Source organism: Microbacterium sp. OR21, assembly GCF_047306785.1.
Classification (GTDB): Bacteria; Actinomycetota; Actinomycetes; order Actinomycetales; family Microbacteriaceae; genus Microbacterium; species Microbacterium esteraromaticum_E.
The window spans coordinates 183,130-197,062 of record NZ_JAZEXJ010000001.1; the positions used below are offsets into that span (position 1 = coordinate 183,130).

A 13,933-nucleotide genomic window follows, 5' to 3' on the forward strand; every position below is an offset into this window, starting at 1 on the left:
CATGCGTTTGCATACGACATGAAGGCTTTCGGCTTCCTCTCCTTCGGGCACTACGCAGATGTCCCCGGCTCCGCCACGCGCACGGCGGGCGACATGCTGCGCCAGAGCATAGAACTCGCCGAGGGCGCCGACGAGATCGGCGTGAACGGCGCGTACGTGCGCGTGCATCACTGGGCGCGGCAGGCCGCCTCGCCGATGCCGCTGCTGTCGGCCATGGCCGCGCGCACCAAGCGCATCGAGGTCGGCACCGGCGTGATCGACATGCGGTACGAGAACCCGTTCCAGTTCGCCGAGGAGGCCGCCGCCCTCGACCTGATCGCCGAAGGGCGCATCGCGCTCGGCGTCAGCCGCGGGTCGCCCGAGACCGCCCTGCGCGGCTACGAGACGTTCGGCTTCCACGACGCGGAGGACACCGAGCGGGGCAGCGTCATGGCGCGCGAGAAGTTCGACCTGTTCCTGCGGGCCATCGATGGCGAGCGCGTCGCCCCGGGCGACCCGCGCATGGTCGGAGCCGGTCACTACCTCGCGATCGAGCCGCAGTCGCCGACACTGCGCGACCACATCTGGTGGGGCGCCGGTTCGCGGGCGACCGCCGAGACCACCGGACGCATGGGTCTGAACATGATGAGCTCCACCCTGCTCACCGAGGCCACCGGCCAGCCGTTCCACGAGCTGCAGCGCGAGCAGATCGACCTGTTCCGCGCCGCGTACCGCGACGCCGGGCACACCGGTGCGCCGCGCGTCTCGGTGAGCCGCAGCGTCTTCCCGCTGGTGAGCGACCGCGATCGTGCGTACTTCGGACTGCGCTCGCGTGAGAACAGCGACCAGGTCGGCATCATCGACGGCTACCGCTCGACTTTCGGCAAGACGTACGCCGCGGAGCCCGACGAGCTGATCGAGCAGCTGCGCGCCGACGAGGCCGTGATGGCCGCCGACACGCTCATGCTGACGATCCCGAATCAGCTCGGACCGGAGTACAACCTGCACGTGCTGCAGGCCTTCGCCGAGCATGTCGCCCCGGCGCTCGGGTGGAAGCCGAACACCGACGGTCCGGTGCAGGGCGACCCTGTGGCCTGACCCGCCATGCGCGCGTGGGCACGCGGCGCGCCGTGGTTCACCGAGGGTTCACGAGACGGTTGAAGAAGTCGGAAGACGGTTACCGAGAGGTCATCCGAGGGGACTACGAAGAGGAGCGGCATTCGCCAACTCCCCCTTCGTGAAGAGGTCCTCTTTCCATGCCCCATCCATCCCTCCGTCGTGCCGGAGCCGGAGCACTCGCGGCCGTGGTCGTCGCGACCGCGCTGGTCTCCGGTGCCGCGCCCGCAGCCCTCGCGGACGAGACGACACCGACCCCCGCGCCCGAACAGACCACCGCGACTCCGGAGCCCGCGCCCACCGCTCCAGAGTCGACTCCAGGGCCTGACGAGACGGCCGCGCCGACACCGGACGCCACAGCGCCTGCGCCCACAGCAGAGCCGGCGCCCACGGAGCCGGCCCCATCGGAACAGCCGACGGAGCCGACGCCGACGCAGCCGGCCCCGACGGAGACCGCTCCGACCGACCCCGGCTCGACCGCCGATGACCCCGCGGCACAGGCATCCGACGTCGCGCCGATCACCGGCGAGAGCGGCAACGCCGCCGAGCACTGGCCGCTCGTGATCACCGAGATCAACGGCGACAACGCCGGGGCCGACACCTACGAGTTCGTCGAGGTCACGAACACCACCGCCGAGCCGATCGATCTCACCGCACAGGGCCTGCAGATCAGGTACCACACGAGCCAGTGGAACACCGGCACAGTGCAGCCGCTGATCCACCTCGACGGCGAGGGCGACAGCCCGGCGGTCATCCCCGCCGGCGGCACCGCCGTGCTCTGGATGAACTATGCCGAGGGCGACGCGCGCCGCAGCCTCACGAAAGAGCAGTTCCGCGCGTTCTACGACGTGCCGGAGAGCGTGCAGGTGCTGCGCTTCGGACCGCAGGGCGGATTCGCGAACAGCGGCTCGCGCGGCTTCAGCCTGACGGATGCCGAGGGCGCGACCCTCGCACGCGCCTGGGTGCCGTCGGACGACGGGGTCAGCTCGACCCCGTGGAACGCCCAGTTCGCGGTGCCGCACCAGATCGGATCGGCAGACGCCCGTCTGCTCGACCACGACCCGACAGGAGCGACCGCGGCGCCCACGCCCGGCACGATCACGGTCGACCAGGTCACGAGCGAGCTGATCCCCGCGCCCAAGCCGACCGACCCTGACGCCAAGGGCCCCATCCTACAGATCACCGAGGTCGCACCCGATACGGCGAACGTCGCGGGCTCCGACGCGTTCGAGTTCATCGAGGTCTACAACGCCTCAGATGCACCGGTCGGCTTCGGCGACTACGCGCTCAGCTACCTCACCACTGACAACGCCCTCACCGGTCCGACCACGAACGCGTCGACGCTGTGGCCCGCCGGACCGGGAGAGCCGACCATCGGCGCCGGCGAGACGCTCGTGCTGTGGATCCAGAACCCGGCCGTCCTCAGCGCCGGGTACACGGTCGCCGACTTCAACGCCGCCTTCGGCACCGATCTGGTGCTCGGCGAGAGCATCCTGACCATCCAGTCGGGCGGCATGGCGAACGGCGGATCCCGCGGCTTGCAGCTGAGCACGAAGAGCGGCCACGACATCTCGCGCGCCTACTACTTCGACGATGCGCAGACCACGGCGTCGACCGCCATCCAGTACGGCTGGAACCCGGCCGACGTCAGCGGCGCCCTGTGGGTGCCCGCCGATCCCGCCGGCAGCATCCAGACCATGCAGGGTCTGGCCGCCCCCACCCCGGGTGCGGTCAGCGACAGCCAGGTCGCAGGATCGTACGTGCCGTATCCCGCGGCGGGCTCTGCCCCGACGATCGTCGACCTCACCGGAGGCAGCGAACTGCCGAGCGGCGAGGGCATCGAGCTCGGCTTCGACATCGCCGACGACGTGCTCGTGCGTCGCGTGACCCTCACGCTCACCGACGACCTGGGCGCATCCGAGACCCGCGACCTGACGTTCAGCACCGCGGATCGCTACGGGTACAGCATCCCGTCGGTCGACGTCTACGGAAAGCGCTGGCTCGAGTACTCGATCACCGCGAGCGACGGCAGCCAGACCACGACGCTCGGACCGGTGCGCCTCACGCTCGACGACACCCCCGACGACCCCGTTCGGCTCAACGTCGCTGAGGGGCAGTTCGTCGGCGGACAGACGCCGGTCGTCGCGACCACCGACGGCGATCCGGCATCGCTCTCGCTCGAGATCGACGGTGAGAAGGCCGGTGAGACGACGCCGTCGCTCGAGCGCGCGCCGCGATTTGCGATCGAGGCGACCAGCACCGACGCGTTCTTCCGCAACGGGCTCAAGCTCGGCGACACGGTGCTGAAGATCTTCGACGAGGGCTACTACGACCGCATCGTGACGGTCGATGCCGAGGTTCCCGTGCAGGAGGTCGTACGCGGAGAGAAGCTGACGCTCGGCGTGTACGCCGGCACGAAGGCCTGGCCGCAGCCCGACCCCAACGAGAACAACGACGACTTCACGGCGATGAACCCGCGCCTCGTGCTGCCGGACGGCCGGGTGCTGCGCCCCACGTCATGCGCTGGCGCGGGTGAGGGCCAGGAACCGACCGAGCGCGCCTGCCCTGCCACCTCGAGCGAGCGGATCAACTTCAGCGACGCCAACCTGGTCTACTTCCTCGCGACGTTCACCATCCCAGACGACGCCTTCGACTCGGTCTCGACGCTGTGGGACACCACGGTCGTCGACGACGGCGAGCACGTGATCACGGCATCCGCATCGCCGGAGGCGGAGGCCGCCGTCGCGGCAGCCGACGCGATGTCGGCCACCCGCACCGTGATCGTCGACAACACCGCTCCCGTGATCGAGAGCACGATCGTCGACGGCCGCCAGTACCGGGGTGCGTTCACGATCGACGCGACCGTCACCGACGCCGGCTCCGGCTTCGAGTCGGTGACGGCGACGCTCGACGAGAAGGAGATCACGCTGCCGCTGGCGACCTCATCGCTCACGCTCGCGCCGGGCGATCACACCGCGGTCATCACCGCGAAGGACGCCGTCGGCAACGTCTCGACGACGACGATCGCCTTCTCGACCGCGGATGAGAAGCCGATCACGCAGCTGATCAGCCCCGATGACGGCGCCGAGCTGACCGGCGACCAGGTCGATCTCGTCGCCCGGCCCGGGTCGCAGGTCGACGACCGCCTCGAGCTCTGCTTCGCCGAGGGGTACACGTACACCTCGATGGATGACGAGGTGCGCGTCGCCGCCGGTGCCACCTCGAGCTCGCGCTCGACCGAGCGCGGCGACGCGAAGCCGCTGACCGAGGATGAGCTGGCGCGCATCGCTCGTCTGGACGGCATCGAGGTCGCCGCGAGCTCCGACACCGCCATGCCGTACCAGCTGTTCACGGTGCAGGTGCCCGAGCGAGCAGGTTCCGACGCCCGGATGCGCGTCGCGTGGGAGGGGTCTGCCAACGCGGATGCCAAGGTACTGCTCTACGTGCAGAAGACCGACGGCTCGTGGCACGAGGTCGACCGGCACGTCACCACCGGCGGTTCGCCGACCAGCTTCGCCCTGGAGGCGGAGGTCGCGGTCGACGGTCACGCGAAGGACGGCGAGCTGACCCTGCTCGTGCAGCACTCCGAGGGCTGGGCGGGCACCGACACCAGCTCGCGCGACTCGCAGGTGACGCCGTTCAACGCCGGCGCCACGCCCCGCGACCAGTACGACTTCACGCTCGGATGGCTGTCTGACACGCAGTATTACAACCGCAACGAGGGCGGCCTCGCCGGCGACGGCGGTTCGGACGTCTGGTACCAGCACCAGCAGAACATGAACCGGTTCCTCGTGGCGCAGCGCGACGCGCTGAACCTGCAGTACGTCACGCACACCGGCGACATCGTCGACAACTACGACCAGCCGCATCAGTGGAAGAACGCGGATGCGGCGTACCGCCTGCTCGACGACGCCGGCATCCCCTACGGCGTGCTCGCCGGCAACCACGACGTCGGCCACTGGGACGGCGACTACACCGAGTACAGCCGGAACTTCGGCGAGGCCCGGTTCGCCGGCAACCCTTGGTACGGAGGCTCGTACAAGGACAACCGGGGTCACTACGACCTGGTCACCGCCGGCGGGATCGACATGCTCATGATGTACATGGGCTGGCCCGACCCCAACGACGAGGCGTCGAACAGCGAGGACATCGCCTGGATGAACTCGATCATCCGGCAGTACCCCGAGCGCAAGGTCATGATCAACCTGCACGAGTACATGCTCACCACGGGCGGACTCGGGCCCTTCCCGCAGCGGATCTACGACGAGGTCGTGGCTCCGAACGCGAACGTCGTCTCTGTCGGCTCCGGGCACTATCACGACGCGTACACGCGTCTGGACGAGTTCGACGACGACGGCGACGGCATGGCCGACCGGACGGTCTACTCGATGCTGTTCGACTACCAGGGTCTGCCGGAGGGCGGGCAGGGCTACCTTCGCCTGCTGCACTTCGACAACGAGCAGGGCCGGATCATCGTGCGCACGTACTCGCCGTCGCTCGACGACTTCGACTCCGACGACGCGTCGCTGAACACCCCGGCAGGCATGCAGGAGTTCGAGATCCCCTACGCCGCCGGCGGCATCGCCCCGGTGACCAAGGTGCTGTCGACCGACGCGTTCCGTGTCGACATCCTGACCACGAACGAGATCGACTGCGTGCAGGACGTCGTGAGCGGCGAGCAGACGACGGTCACTTGGAAGGGTCTGGATGCCGGTGAGCACGGCTGGTACGTGCGCACCACGGGACCGTTCGGCGGAGTGGAGAGCACCGAGGTGCGCTCGTTCACGACCGATGGGAAGCCGACGACCGACCCCGGTGAGGGCGGTCCCGGTGACGGTGACGGCGGTCCTGGTGACGGGGACGGTGGTCCCGGAGACGGCGACGGCGGCCCTGGTGACGGTGGCGCTGGTGACGGCGACGGGGATCCCGGAGACGGTGGCCCTGGACCCGGAGACGGGGGTTCCGAGGAACCCGACGCCGGCGCGTCCGACGGCGGGCCGAAGAGCCCCAGCGTCGATCGTCCCGGTGCCGCTCTGGCGACGACCGGCTCGTCCGGAACATGGACGCTCGGCCTCGGCATCGTCGGGCTCCTCGCGCTCGTGGCCGGCGGCATCCTGTTCCTGAACCGCCGCCGGGCCTAGCCCCGCGCTGAAGAACCCCGCCGGCACTCGCCGGCGGGGTTCTTCAGGAGTGAGGGCCTTCAGTGGGCGGGCGCAGCAGGCGGAACTCCTCGCAGACCACCGGCATGGTGGGCTCGTACCCGCGCGGATTCTCGGAGTGCTGGCGCCAGTAGCGCTCGTGCACCTCGCGCCAGTGCTCGAGAGTGCGGTCGCCCTCACCCTCGGCGAAGGCGTGGGATGCCGAGACCTGATCGAAGGGCGCGACCGCGATGGCCGTGGTCTCGAGCAGCGCGCGGGGTGCGCCGCGCCCGTCGAGGATGATGCTCAGCTCGCCCACCTGGGGCAGCGGGTCGCCGATGTGCTCGTAGTCCCACAGCGACGAGGCCGTGGCCGTCTTGGTCCCCGCCAGCACGAGGGCGAGAAGGCCGTCGGCGTGCTCTGGTGTCGCGCCGAACGCCCACACCTCGGGCATCCTCTCGGGCAGGTGCGGCAGCGCGGCGCGGCACCCGCGCCAGAACTCGTCGATGGCTGGGTCGGTCTGCATCCCCTCACCGTACGCGCCCCGGACGATCGACCGTGCGGATGAGGCGATCAGGGATGGCCGGGCTGCGCCGGTACCCTTGAATCCATGCTCAATATGGCCGAGGGTCTGTCCCGACTCGGCGCGCTCGCCGCGAATCCCGTCGTCGCCACCCTCGCGACCGCCTTCGCTGACGCGGGCTTCGACCTCGCGGTCGTCGGCGGCCCGGTGCGCGACGCGCTGCTCGGCCGCGAGACGCACGATCTCGACTTCACCACGAACGCCCGCCCCGACGACATCCTCCGCATCGTCAAGCCGATCTCGAGCACGCACTGGGACATCGGTCGGGCATTCGGCACCATCGGCGCGCGCGTTCAGGGCGAGCAGGTCGAGATCACGACGTACCGCGCCGACAGCTACGACGGCGTCACCCGCAAGCCGGTCGTCGAGTTCGGCGACACGATCGACGGCGACCTGCTGCGGCGCGACTTCACGGTGAACGCCATGGCCCTGCAGGTGCCCGCCGTCAGACTGATCGATCCCACCAGCGGTGTCGAAGACCTCGTCGCCGGCGTGCTGCGCACCCCGATCGACCCCGAGATCAGCTTCGGCGACGACCCGCTCCGGATGCTGAGAGCGGCGCGCTTCAGCGCACAGCTGGGCTTCGCGGTCGAGGACACCACCCTCGCCGCCGTCGAGAAGCTGCGCCAGACCCTCAAGATCGTCAGCCCCGAGCGGGTGCAGGGCGAACTCGTGCGGCTCATGCAGACCGATGACCCGGTCCGGGGCATCCGGGTGCTGGTCGAGACAGGGCTGATCGACGAGTTCCTGCCCGAGGTGAGCGCGCTGCGGCTCGAGGTAGACGAGCATCACCATCACAAGGACGTCTACGAGCACTCGCTCACCGTGGTGCGTCAGGCGATCGACCTCGAGAAGGCCCGCAACCCCGGGGCGGCACCCGACGTGGCGCTGCGCCTGGCCGCCCTGCTGCACGACATCGGCAAGCCGCGCACCCGCAAGCTCGAGTCCGGGGGAGGGGTGACGTTCCACCACCACGACGTCGTCGGCTCGCGCATGGCGCGCAAGCGCATGCAGGCCCTGCGCTTCGACGGCGACACCACCGATGCCGTGGCGAAGCTGATCGAGCTGCACCTGCGCTTCTTCGGCTACGCCGAGGGAGCGTGGACCGACAGCGCCGTCCGTCGCTATGTCCGTGACGCCGGTGACGTGGTCGAGCGCCTGCACATCCTCGTGCGGGCTGACGTGACGACCCGCAACAGGCGCAAGGCCGCCCGCCTCGCCTCGGCCTACGACGACATCGAGCGGCGGATCGTCGAGCTTCGCGAGCAGGAGGAGCTCGACAGCATCCGCCCCGAGCTCGACGGCAATCAGATCCAGCAGATCCTGGGCATCACGCCCGGCCGTGAGGTCGGCGAGGCGTACCGGTTCCTGCTCGAGGTGCGTCTCGACGAGGGCGTGATCGGCCCGGATGCCGCCGAGCAGCGCCTGCGCGAATGGTGGGCCGCACGCGGCTGAGCCGCTTCTTCGCGGCTCAGCCCCGCCATCGCAATCTCGGCCGCGAGACTTGGCTTGCAGCACGAGACGGGGCCTGCAGAGGCAGGTCTCGTGCTGGATCGGAAGTCTCGGCGCCCGCGGGCGGGAGTCAACGGGCGAGCTCGGCCGCGACGGCCGCTCGCAGCCACTGCATATAGGTGTCGACGTCCCATCCCGACTGGGCGACGAGCTGCTGATAGCTCTCGGGCGAGAGCAGGAACGACAGCGCCGCAGCGGTCGTCTGAGGATCAGCCTGGGAGGTGGCCAGACCGCGGGCGATGAGCTCGTCGACCAGGCGTCGGTAGTCGTCGGCGCGACGATGCAGGATCTGCGTGAGCACCTCGTCGACCCGTTCGTCCGACAGCGCGGCGCCCAGCAGCACCGTCCACAGCCGATGCCCGCGTGCGTTCGCGTCGGTGATCTGAGCCAGCACGGCGTCGAGGAACACATCGTCGGGCAGCTCCAGCACGCCGGCGGCGACATCCGTGTCCGTGAGCGACTCGGCGCCCTCGTATCCCGAGAACGTCACCTCGAACGCCGCGATCAGCAGTTCGGCCTTCGAGGCGGCCGTCTTGACGGTCTCACCGGAGACGCCGGCCGCGCGCGCGATCGCGGCGATGGTGGTCGCCTGGTACCCCTGTCGGGCGAACAGCTCCCCGGCAGCGGCGATGATGCGCGCTCTCGTTTCACGCGCCTGACGCGCCCGGAGCTCGGATCGGTAGACCCGGCCGACGGATTCACTCATTGACTTTCCTCACAGGCAGATGAATACTGTCTCGGTACAACGATCTTAGAGAAGGAGTCCGATGTCCACCACCTCATCGCCTGCACGCCGGCACACGGACACGTCATGCCGCTGCTGCAGATCGCTCGCCATCTCATCGAGCGCGGTGACGATGTGACGTTCCTCACCAGTTCCCGTTACGGCGAACGAGTCGCGAGCACGGGAGCCCGATTCGTCGCTCTTCCTGCTGCGGCCGACATCGACCTCGACGACGCCGACGCCGCGTTCCCGGAGCGCGTGGGGCTGACCGGAGCGGCAGCTCTGCGCTTCGACATGAGCAATCTGTTCGTGAGGCCGGGAGTCGCTCAGCTCGCCGCTGTGCGCGCCGTGCTGGCAGAGCAGCGCATCGACACTGTGCTCGCCGAACCCCTCTTCCTCGGCGCCGCTCTGCTGCAGCAGCTGCCTCGGCACGACCGGCCGCCGGTGATCGCGCTCGGAATCTTCCCGCTCGGGGTCCGCAGTCGCGATACGGCGCCGTTCGGCCTCGGCGTCACGCCGATGGCCGGTCCCCTTGGGCGATTGCGCAACGCCGCGCTGCGGACCATCGCGGAGCGCCTGATCTTCCGCCGCGTGCAGCGGGAGGCCGATCGGCTCGCCGCTCGCGAGACAGGTCGTGGCCTCGGAGGGTTCGTCCTCGACTGGGCCGGGCGAGCCGACGCCTACGTCCAGTTCACCGTTCCCGAGTTCGAATACCCCCGATCGGATCTGCCCCCGACGGTGCACTACGCCGGAGCGATTCCCGCCGTGATCTCCACTCCCGCTCTGCCCGAATGGTGGAGCGATCTCGACGCCGGCACACCCGTCGTGCACGTGACCCAGGGAACCATCGCGAACCGCGACTTCTCGCAGCTCGTGCTGCCGACCCTCGAGGCGCTGCGCGACAGCGATGTGCTCGTCGTCGCATCCACCGGGGGGCGTGCCCTCGGAGACCTGGCATCCGATCTGCCGGCGAACGCCCGAGTAGCCGAGTACCTTCCGTACGATCAGCTGCTGCCCAAGGTCGACGCCATGGTGACCAACGGCGGCTATGGCGGTGTTCAGCAGGCGCTGCGGCACGGCATCCCACTGGTCGTAGCAGGACGAACCGAAGACAAGGTCGAGGTCTGCGCGAGGGTCGGCTGGTCGGGAGCGGGCATCGACCTGCGCACGCAGACGGCCGATGCGCCGAAGATCCGGGACGCCGTGCACCGCGTGCTGAACGAGCCCGCGTTCCGGGCGACTGCCGCGCAGATCGGTCACGCCCTGCGCGCCGCCGATCCCTGGCGGACGCTCGACGAGGTCATCGACGCGAGCATGATCCAGCGCACCGCCCTCACCTGATCCGGGTGCGGTGAAACGCGTGACCGAACAGGTCGCGCACACATACACTGGGCACACCCATCAGCGCCGATCGGAGCCAGCGTGCCGTCCCCCTGGTCGTCATCGCGTGACGCCTCACCCGAGGCCTCGCGTCTTCTGATCGAGCGCGCGCATGAAGAGCTCGTCGCCGGCAACCTCGACGATCGCCGCCTGCAGCAGGTGCGCCCGCTCGTGCGGGCATCGTGGGAGCGTGCCTGGCAGGGGCGCGTGGGCGCCGAGGGACTGCCGCCTCTCGATTTCGGCCACGATGCCCTCGAGGCGTACCGCACCGGGCATCCGCTCGCCGGGGTGATGGATCTCATCCGCTCGCTGCTGCTGCCGGGCAGCGCCGAGGACTCGGGAGTCGTCGTCGCGGTCGGCGACCACGCCGGCCGGCTGCTGTGGGTCGAGGGCGACCTTCGACAGCGCGTGCTCTCGGGCGAGATGGGATTCGTCGCGGGCGCGAACTGGTCCGAGCAGACCGTCGGCACCTCCGCCCCCGGCACGGCGCTCGCCCTCGGCGAGTCGGTGCAGATCCACCACGCCGAGCACTACAACCGACTCGTGCAGCCGTGGTCGTGCACGGCGGCCCCCGTGTTCGACCCCGAGACCCGCCGCATCCTCGGGGTGATCGACGTGACCGGCGGGGCCGAGGCGGTCACACCGCAGGCCCGGATGCTGGTGGATGCCACGGCGCGAGCCGTCGAATCGGAACTGCTCGTCGCGCGCCTGCGGGCACGCAGCGAGGTGCCCCGCGGCTCGGAGCGATCGCCGCGCCGCTCGCCGCGTGACACCAGGCACGCGCGCCTGCAGGTGCTGGCACGCGACCGCGCCCGCCTCGAGGTCGACTCCGCCGATGGGGAGACGACGATCGAGCTCAGCGCCAGGCACGCCGAGATCCTGCTCATGCTCGCCGTGCACCGACAGGGCCTGTCGGCCGAGCGGCTCAGCGAGCTCGTCTACGGCGAGGGCGCGTCCCCCGACACCCTGCGGCCCGAGATGGTGCGTCTGCGCAAGGTGCTCGAGCGGGTCTCGCCAGACCTCGCGCCGCAGTCCCGGCCGTATCGGCTGACCGCACCGCTTGAGACCGACGCGCAGAACGTGCTCTCGCTGCTCGACCGCGGTGCGCACCGCGTCGCGCTCAGCGCCTATCCGGGTGCGGTGCTGCCCGAGTCGACATCACCCGGCGTCGAGGAGTTCCGCGAGACGGTGCGCGCGGCCCTGCACGAGGTGATGGTCAGCGAGGCCAGTCTCGACGTGCTGCTCGCGTACGCCGAGATCCCCGAGGGGCAGAACGACGCCGAGGCGCTGCGCCTCGCCCTCGAGATGCTTCCCGCCCGCTCGCCGAGACGCGCAGGCCTCGTCGCACGGATCGAGCGCCTCGACGCTGAGTGACCGCAACCGACTGCAACGTTGCGCACGGGGGCGCAACCTGACGCCACCTACCTTCGAACGCAACAGCCGCGCAGCATCGAGGCCGCGGCCCGTCGAAGGAGTCACCGATGACCATCGTCGAAGAAGACGTGTCCACCGCGTACGCCGCCCCCGGCCAGTCCGGCGCCGTCGCGAACTACCGCGCCCGGTACGGCCACTACATCGGCGGCGAGTTCGTCGAACCCGCCAAGGGCCAGTACTTCGAGAACATCAGCCCGGTCAACGGCAAGCCGTTCACCGAGGTCGCCCGTGGCACCGCCGAAGACATCGACCGCGCTGTCGACGTCGCCTGGAAGGCGTTCGAGTCGTGGAAGCGCACCTCACCCGCGGAGCGGTCGGTCATCCTCAACCGGATCGCCGATCGCATCGAGGAGAACCTCGAGGCGATCGCCGTCGCCGAGACGTGGGAGAACGGCAAGCCCGTGCGCGAGACGCTCGCCGCCGACATCCCGCTCGCAGTCGATCACTTCCGCTATTTTGCCGGGGTGCTGCGCGCACAGGAGGGTGGCATCAGCCAGCTCGACGAGAACACTGTCGCCTACCACTTCCAGGAGCCGCTCGGCGTGGTCGGGCAGATCATCCCGTGGAACTTCCCGATCCTCATGGCTACCTGGAAACTGGCTCCTGCGCTCGCCGCGGGCAACTGCATCGTGATCAAGCCGGCCGAGCAGACCCCCGCATCGATCCTCTTCCTCTTCGAAATCATCGGCGACCTGCTGCCCGCCGGCGTCGTGAACATCGTCAACGGCTTCGGCATCGAAGCCGGCGCACCTCTCGCGCAGCACAAGCGCATTCGCAAGGTCGCATTCACCGGCGAGACCACCACGGGCCGGCTGATCATGCAATACGCCTCGCAGAACCTCATCCCGGTCACGCTCGAGCTCGGAGGCAAATCGCCGAATGTCTTCTTCGAAGACGTGGCCCGCGCCGACGACCCGTTCTACGACAAGGCGCTCGAGGGCTTCACGATGTTCTCGCTCAACCAGGGCGAGGTGTGCACGTGCCCGTCCCGTGCGCTCATCCAGCGCTCGATCTACGACGGCTTCCTCGCCGACGGACTGGAACGTGTCGGCAAGGTCATCCAGGGCAATCCGCTCGACCCCGCCACGATGATCGGCGCGCAGGCGTCGAACGACCAGCTCGAGAAGATCCTCAGCTACATCGACATCGGCAAGCAGGAGGGCGCGAAGCTGCTCACCGGAGGCGGGAGGGCAGACCTCGGCGGCGACCTCAGCGGAGGCTTCTACGTCGAGCCGACGGTGTTCGAGGGCAGCAACAGCATGCGCATCTTCCAGGAGGAGATCTTCGGCCCCGTGCTGTCGGTGACGAGTTTCAGCGACTTCGACGACGCCATCTCGATCGCCAACGACACGCTCTACGGCCTCGGCGCCGGTGTGTGGAGCCGCAGCGGCGACACCGCGTACCGAGCAGGCCGTGCCATTCAGGCCGGTCGCGTATGGACGAACACGTACCACCAGTACCCGGCCCACGCCGCGTTCGGCGGATACAAGCAGTCGGGCGTCGGCCGCGAGAACCACAAGATGATGCTCGATCACTACCAGCAGACGAAGAACCTGCTGGTGTCGTACGCCGAAGGCCCGATGGGCTTCTTCTGATCGGCCTCCCCAGTGCCGGGCGGGCGTCGCGTGACGTCCGCCCGGCAGCCGTTCCCGAGCGAAGGAGTCGCAGATGGTCAGCATCGGAAGGTACGAGCGGGTGGACGTGTCGGATGCCGCGGCCGAGCTGCTGCGCGAGCTGACGGCGCAGCACGGGCCCTTGATGTTCCATCAGTCGGGCGGATGCTGCGATGGCTCGTCGCCCATGTGCTACCCGATCGGCATGTTCATCACCGGACCGAGCGACGTGCGCCTCGGTGAGCTCGACATCGCGGGCCTCGAACCGATCGAGGTGTTCATGTCGGAGGCGCAGTTCGAGTACTGGAAGTACACGCACCTCACGATCGACGTCGTGCCCGGCCGCGGGGCGGGCTTCAGCGTCGAGGGTCCGACGGGCATGCGCTTCCTCATTCGGTCCCGGATGCTGAACGGTGCCGAGCTGGAGTACTTCGGCCTCGCTCCGGCCTAGACA

The 13,933-nt window shown here is 69.3% G+C and carries 9 protein-coding genes; 7 read left to right on the forward strand and 2 right to left on the reverse strand.

Annotation, left to right across the window (positions count from 1 at the left end; genetic code table 11):
* Positions 1-18: 18 nt before the first annotated feature.
* Together V2S04_RS00860 and V2S04_RS00865 are read left to right on the forward strand one after the other, a co-directional pair.
* Positions 19-1,077, forward strand: coding sequence for an LLM class flavin-dependent oxidoreductase (locus V2S04_RS00860; RefSeq protein ID WP_413636653.1), 1,059 nt, complete (start codon positions 19-21; stop codon positions 1,075-1,077).
* A 158-nt stretch (positions 1,078-1,235) separates the two neighbouring features.
* Positions 1,236-6,236, forward strand: a complete 5,001-nt coding sequence (locus V2S04_RS00865; RefSeq protein ID WP_413636654.1) for a metallophosphoesterase — start codon at positions 1,236-1,238, stop codon at positions 6,234-6,236.
* 43 nt (positions 6,237-6,279) lie between these two features.
* Here V2S04_RS00865 and V2S04_RS00870 read toward each other — a convergent pair whose 3' ends face one another.
* Positions 6,280-6,759 (reverse strand): ASCH domain-containing protein, encoded by a 480-nt coding sequence (locus tag V2S04_RS00870; RefSeq protein WP_413636655.1) that lies wholly within the window; start codon positions 6,757-6,759, stop codon positions 6,280-6,282.
* 84 nt (positions 6,760-6,843) lie between these two features.
* Here V2S04_RS00870 and V2S04_RS00875 point away from each other — a divergent pair, with 84 nt between their 5' ends.
* Positions 6,844-8,271, forward strand: a complete 1,428-nt coding sequence (locus V2S04_RS00875; protein WP_413636656.1) for a CCA tRNA nucleotidyltransferase — start codon at positions 6,844-6,846, stop codon at positions 8,269-8,271.
* A gap of 127 nt (positions 8,272-8,398) precedes the next feature.
* On the opposite strand, the gene V2S04_RS00880 is transcribed toward V2S04_RS00875, so the two are convergent.
* On the reverse strand, positions 8,399-9,034 hold the full coding sequence (locus tag V2S04_RS00880) for a TetR/AcrR family transcriptional regulator (protein WP_413636657.1): 636 nt from the start codon (positions 9,032-9,034) through the stop codon (positions 8,399-8,401).
* Positions 9,035-9,139: 105 nt separating this feature from the next.
* Here V2S04_RS00880 and V2S04_RS00885 point away from each other — a divergent pair, with 105 nt between their 5' ends.
* The 4 genes from V2S04_RS00885 to V2S04_RS00900 all read left to right on the forward strand — a co-directional run bounded on the left by V2S04_RS00885 (position 9,140) and on the right by V2S04_RS00900 (position 13,930).
* A complete protein-coding gene (locus V2S04_RS00885; RefSeq protein WP_413636658.1) occupies positions 9,140-10,393 on the forward strand; it encodes a nucleotide disphospho-sugar-binding domain-containing protein in 1,254 nt (417 codons plus the stop codon).
* Positions 10,394-10,474: 81 nt separating this feature from the next.
* Complete coding sequence (locus tag V2S04_RS00890) at positions 10,475-11,806, forward strand: GAF domain-containing protein (RefSeq protein ID WP_413636659.1); 1,332 nt, start codon at positions 10,475-10,477, stop codon at positions 11,804-11,806.
* Between the two features lie 107 nt (positions 11,807-11,913).
* The gene (locus V2S04_RS00895) at positions 11,914-13,461 is read left to right on the forward strand and encodes an aldehyde dehydrogenase family protein (protein WP_413636660.1); all 1,548 of its coding nucleotides are present in this window, start codon (positions 11,914-11,916) and stop codon (positions 13,459-13,461) included.
* A gap of 73 nt (positions 13,462-13,534) precedes the next feature.
* On the forward strand, positions 13,535-13,930 hold the full coding sequence (locus V2S04_RS00900) for a DUF779 domain-containing protein (RefSeq protein ID WP_413636661.1): 396 nt from the start codon (positions 13,535-13,537) through the stop codon (positions 13,928-13,930).
* Positions 13,931-13,933 lie beyond the last annotated feature (3 nt).

Excerpts from the sequence above, each read along its gene's own strand:
- V2S04_RS00860 (WP_413636653.1), top strand. The coding sequence starts at position 19 with ATGAAGGCTTTCGGCTTCCTCTCCTTCGGGCACTACGCAGATGTCCCC.
- V2S04_RS00865 (WP_413636654.1), top strand. The coding sequence starts at position 1,236 with ATGCCCCATCCATCCCTCCGTCGTGCCGGAGCCGGAGCACTCGCGGCC.
- V2S04_RS00870 (WP_413636655.1), bottom strand. The coding sequence starts at position 6,759 with ATGCAGACCGACCCAGCCATCGACGAGTTCTGGCGCGGGTGCCGCGCC.
- V2S04_RS00875 (WP_413636656.1), top strand. The coding sequence starts at position 6,844 with ATGCTCAATATGGCCGAGGGTCTGTCCCGACTCGGCGCGCTCGCCGCG.
- V2S04_RS00880 (WP_413636657.1), bottom strand. The coding sequence starts at position 9,034 with ATGAGTGAATCCGTCGGCCGGGTCTACCGATCCGAGCTCCGGGCGCGT.
- V2S04_RS00885 (WP_413636658.1), top strand. The coding sequence starts at position 9,140 with ATGCCGCTGCTGCAGATCGCTCGCCATCTCATCGAGCGCGGTGACGAT.
- V2S04_RS00895 (WP_413636660.1), top strand. The coding sequence starts at position 11,914 with ATGACCATCGTCGAAGAAGACGTGTCCACCGCGTACGCCGCCCCCGGC.
- V2S04_RS00900 (WP_413636661.1), top strand. The coding sequence starts at position 13,535 with ATGGTCAGCATCGGAAGGTACGAGCGGGTGGACGTGTCGGATGCCGCG.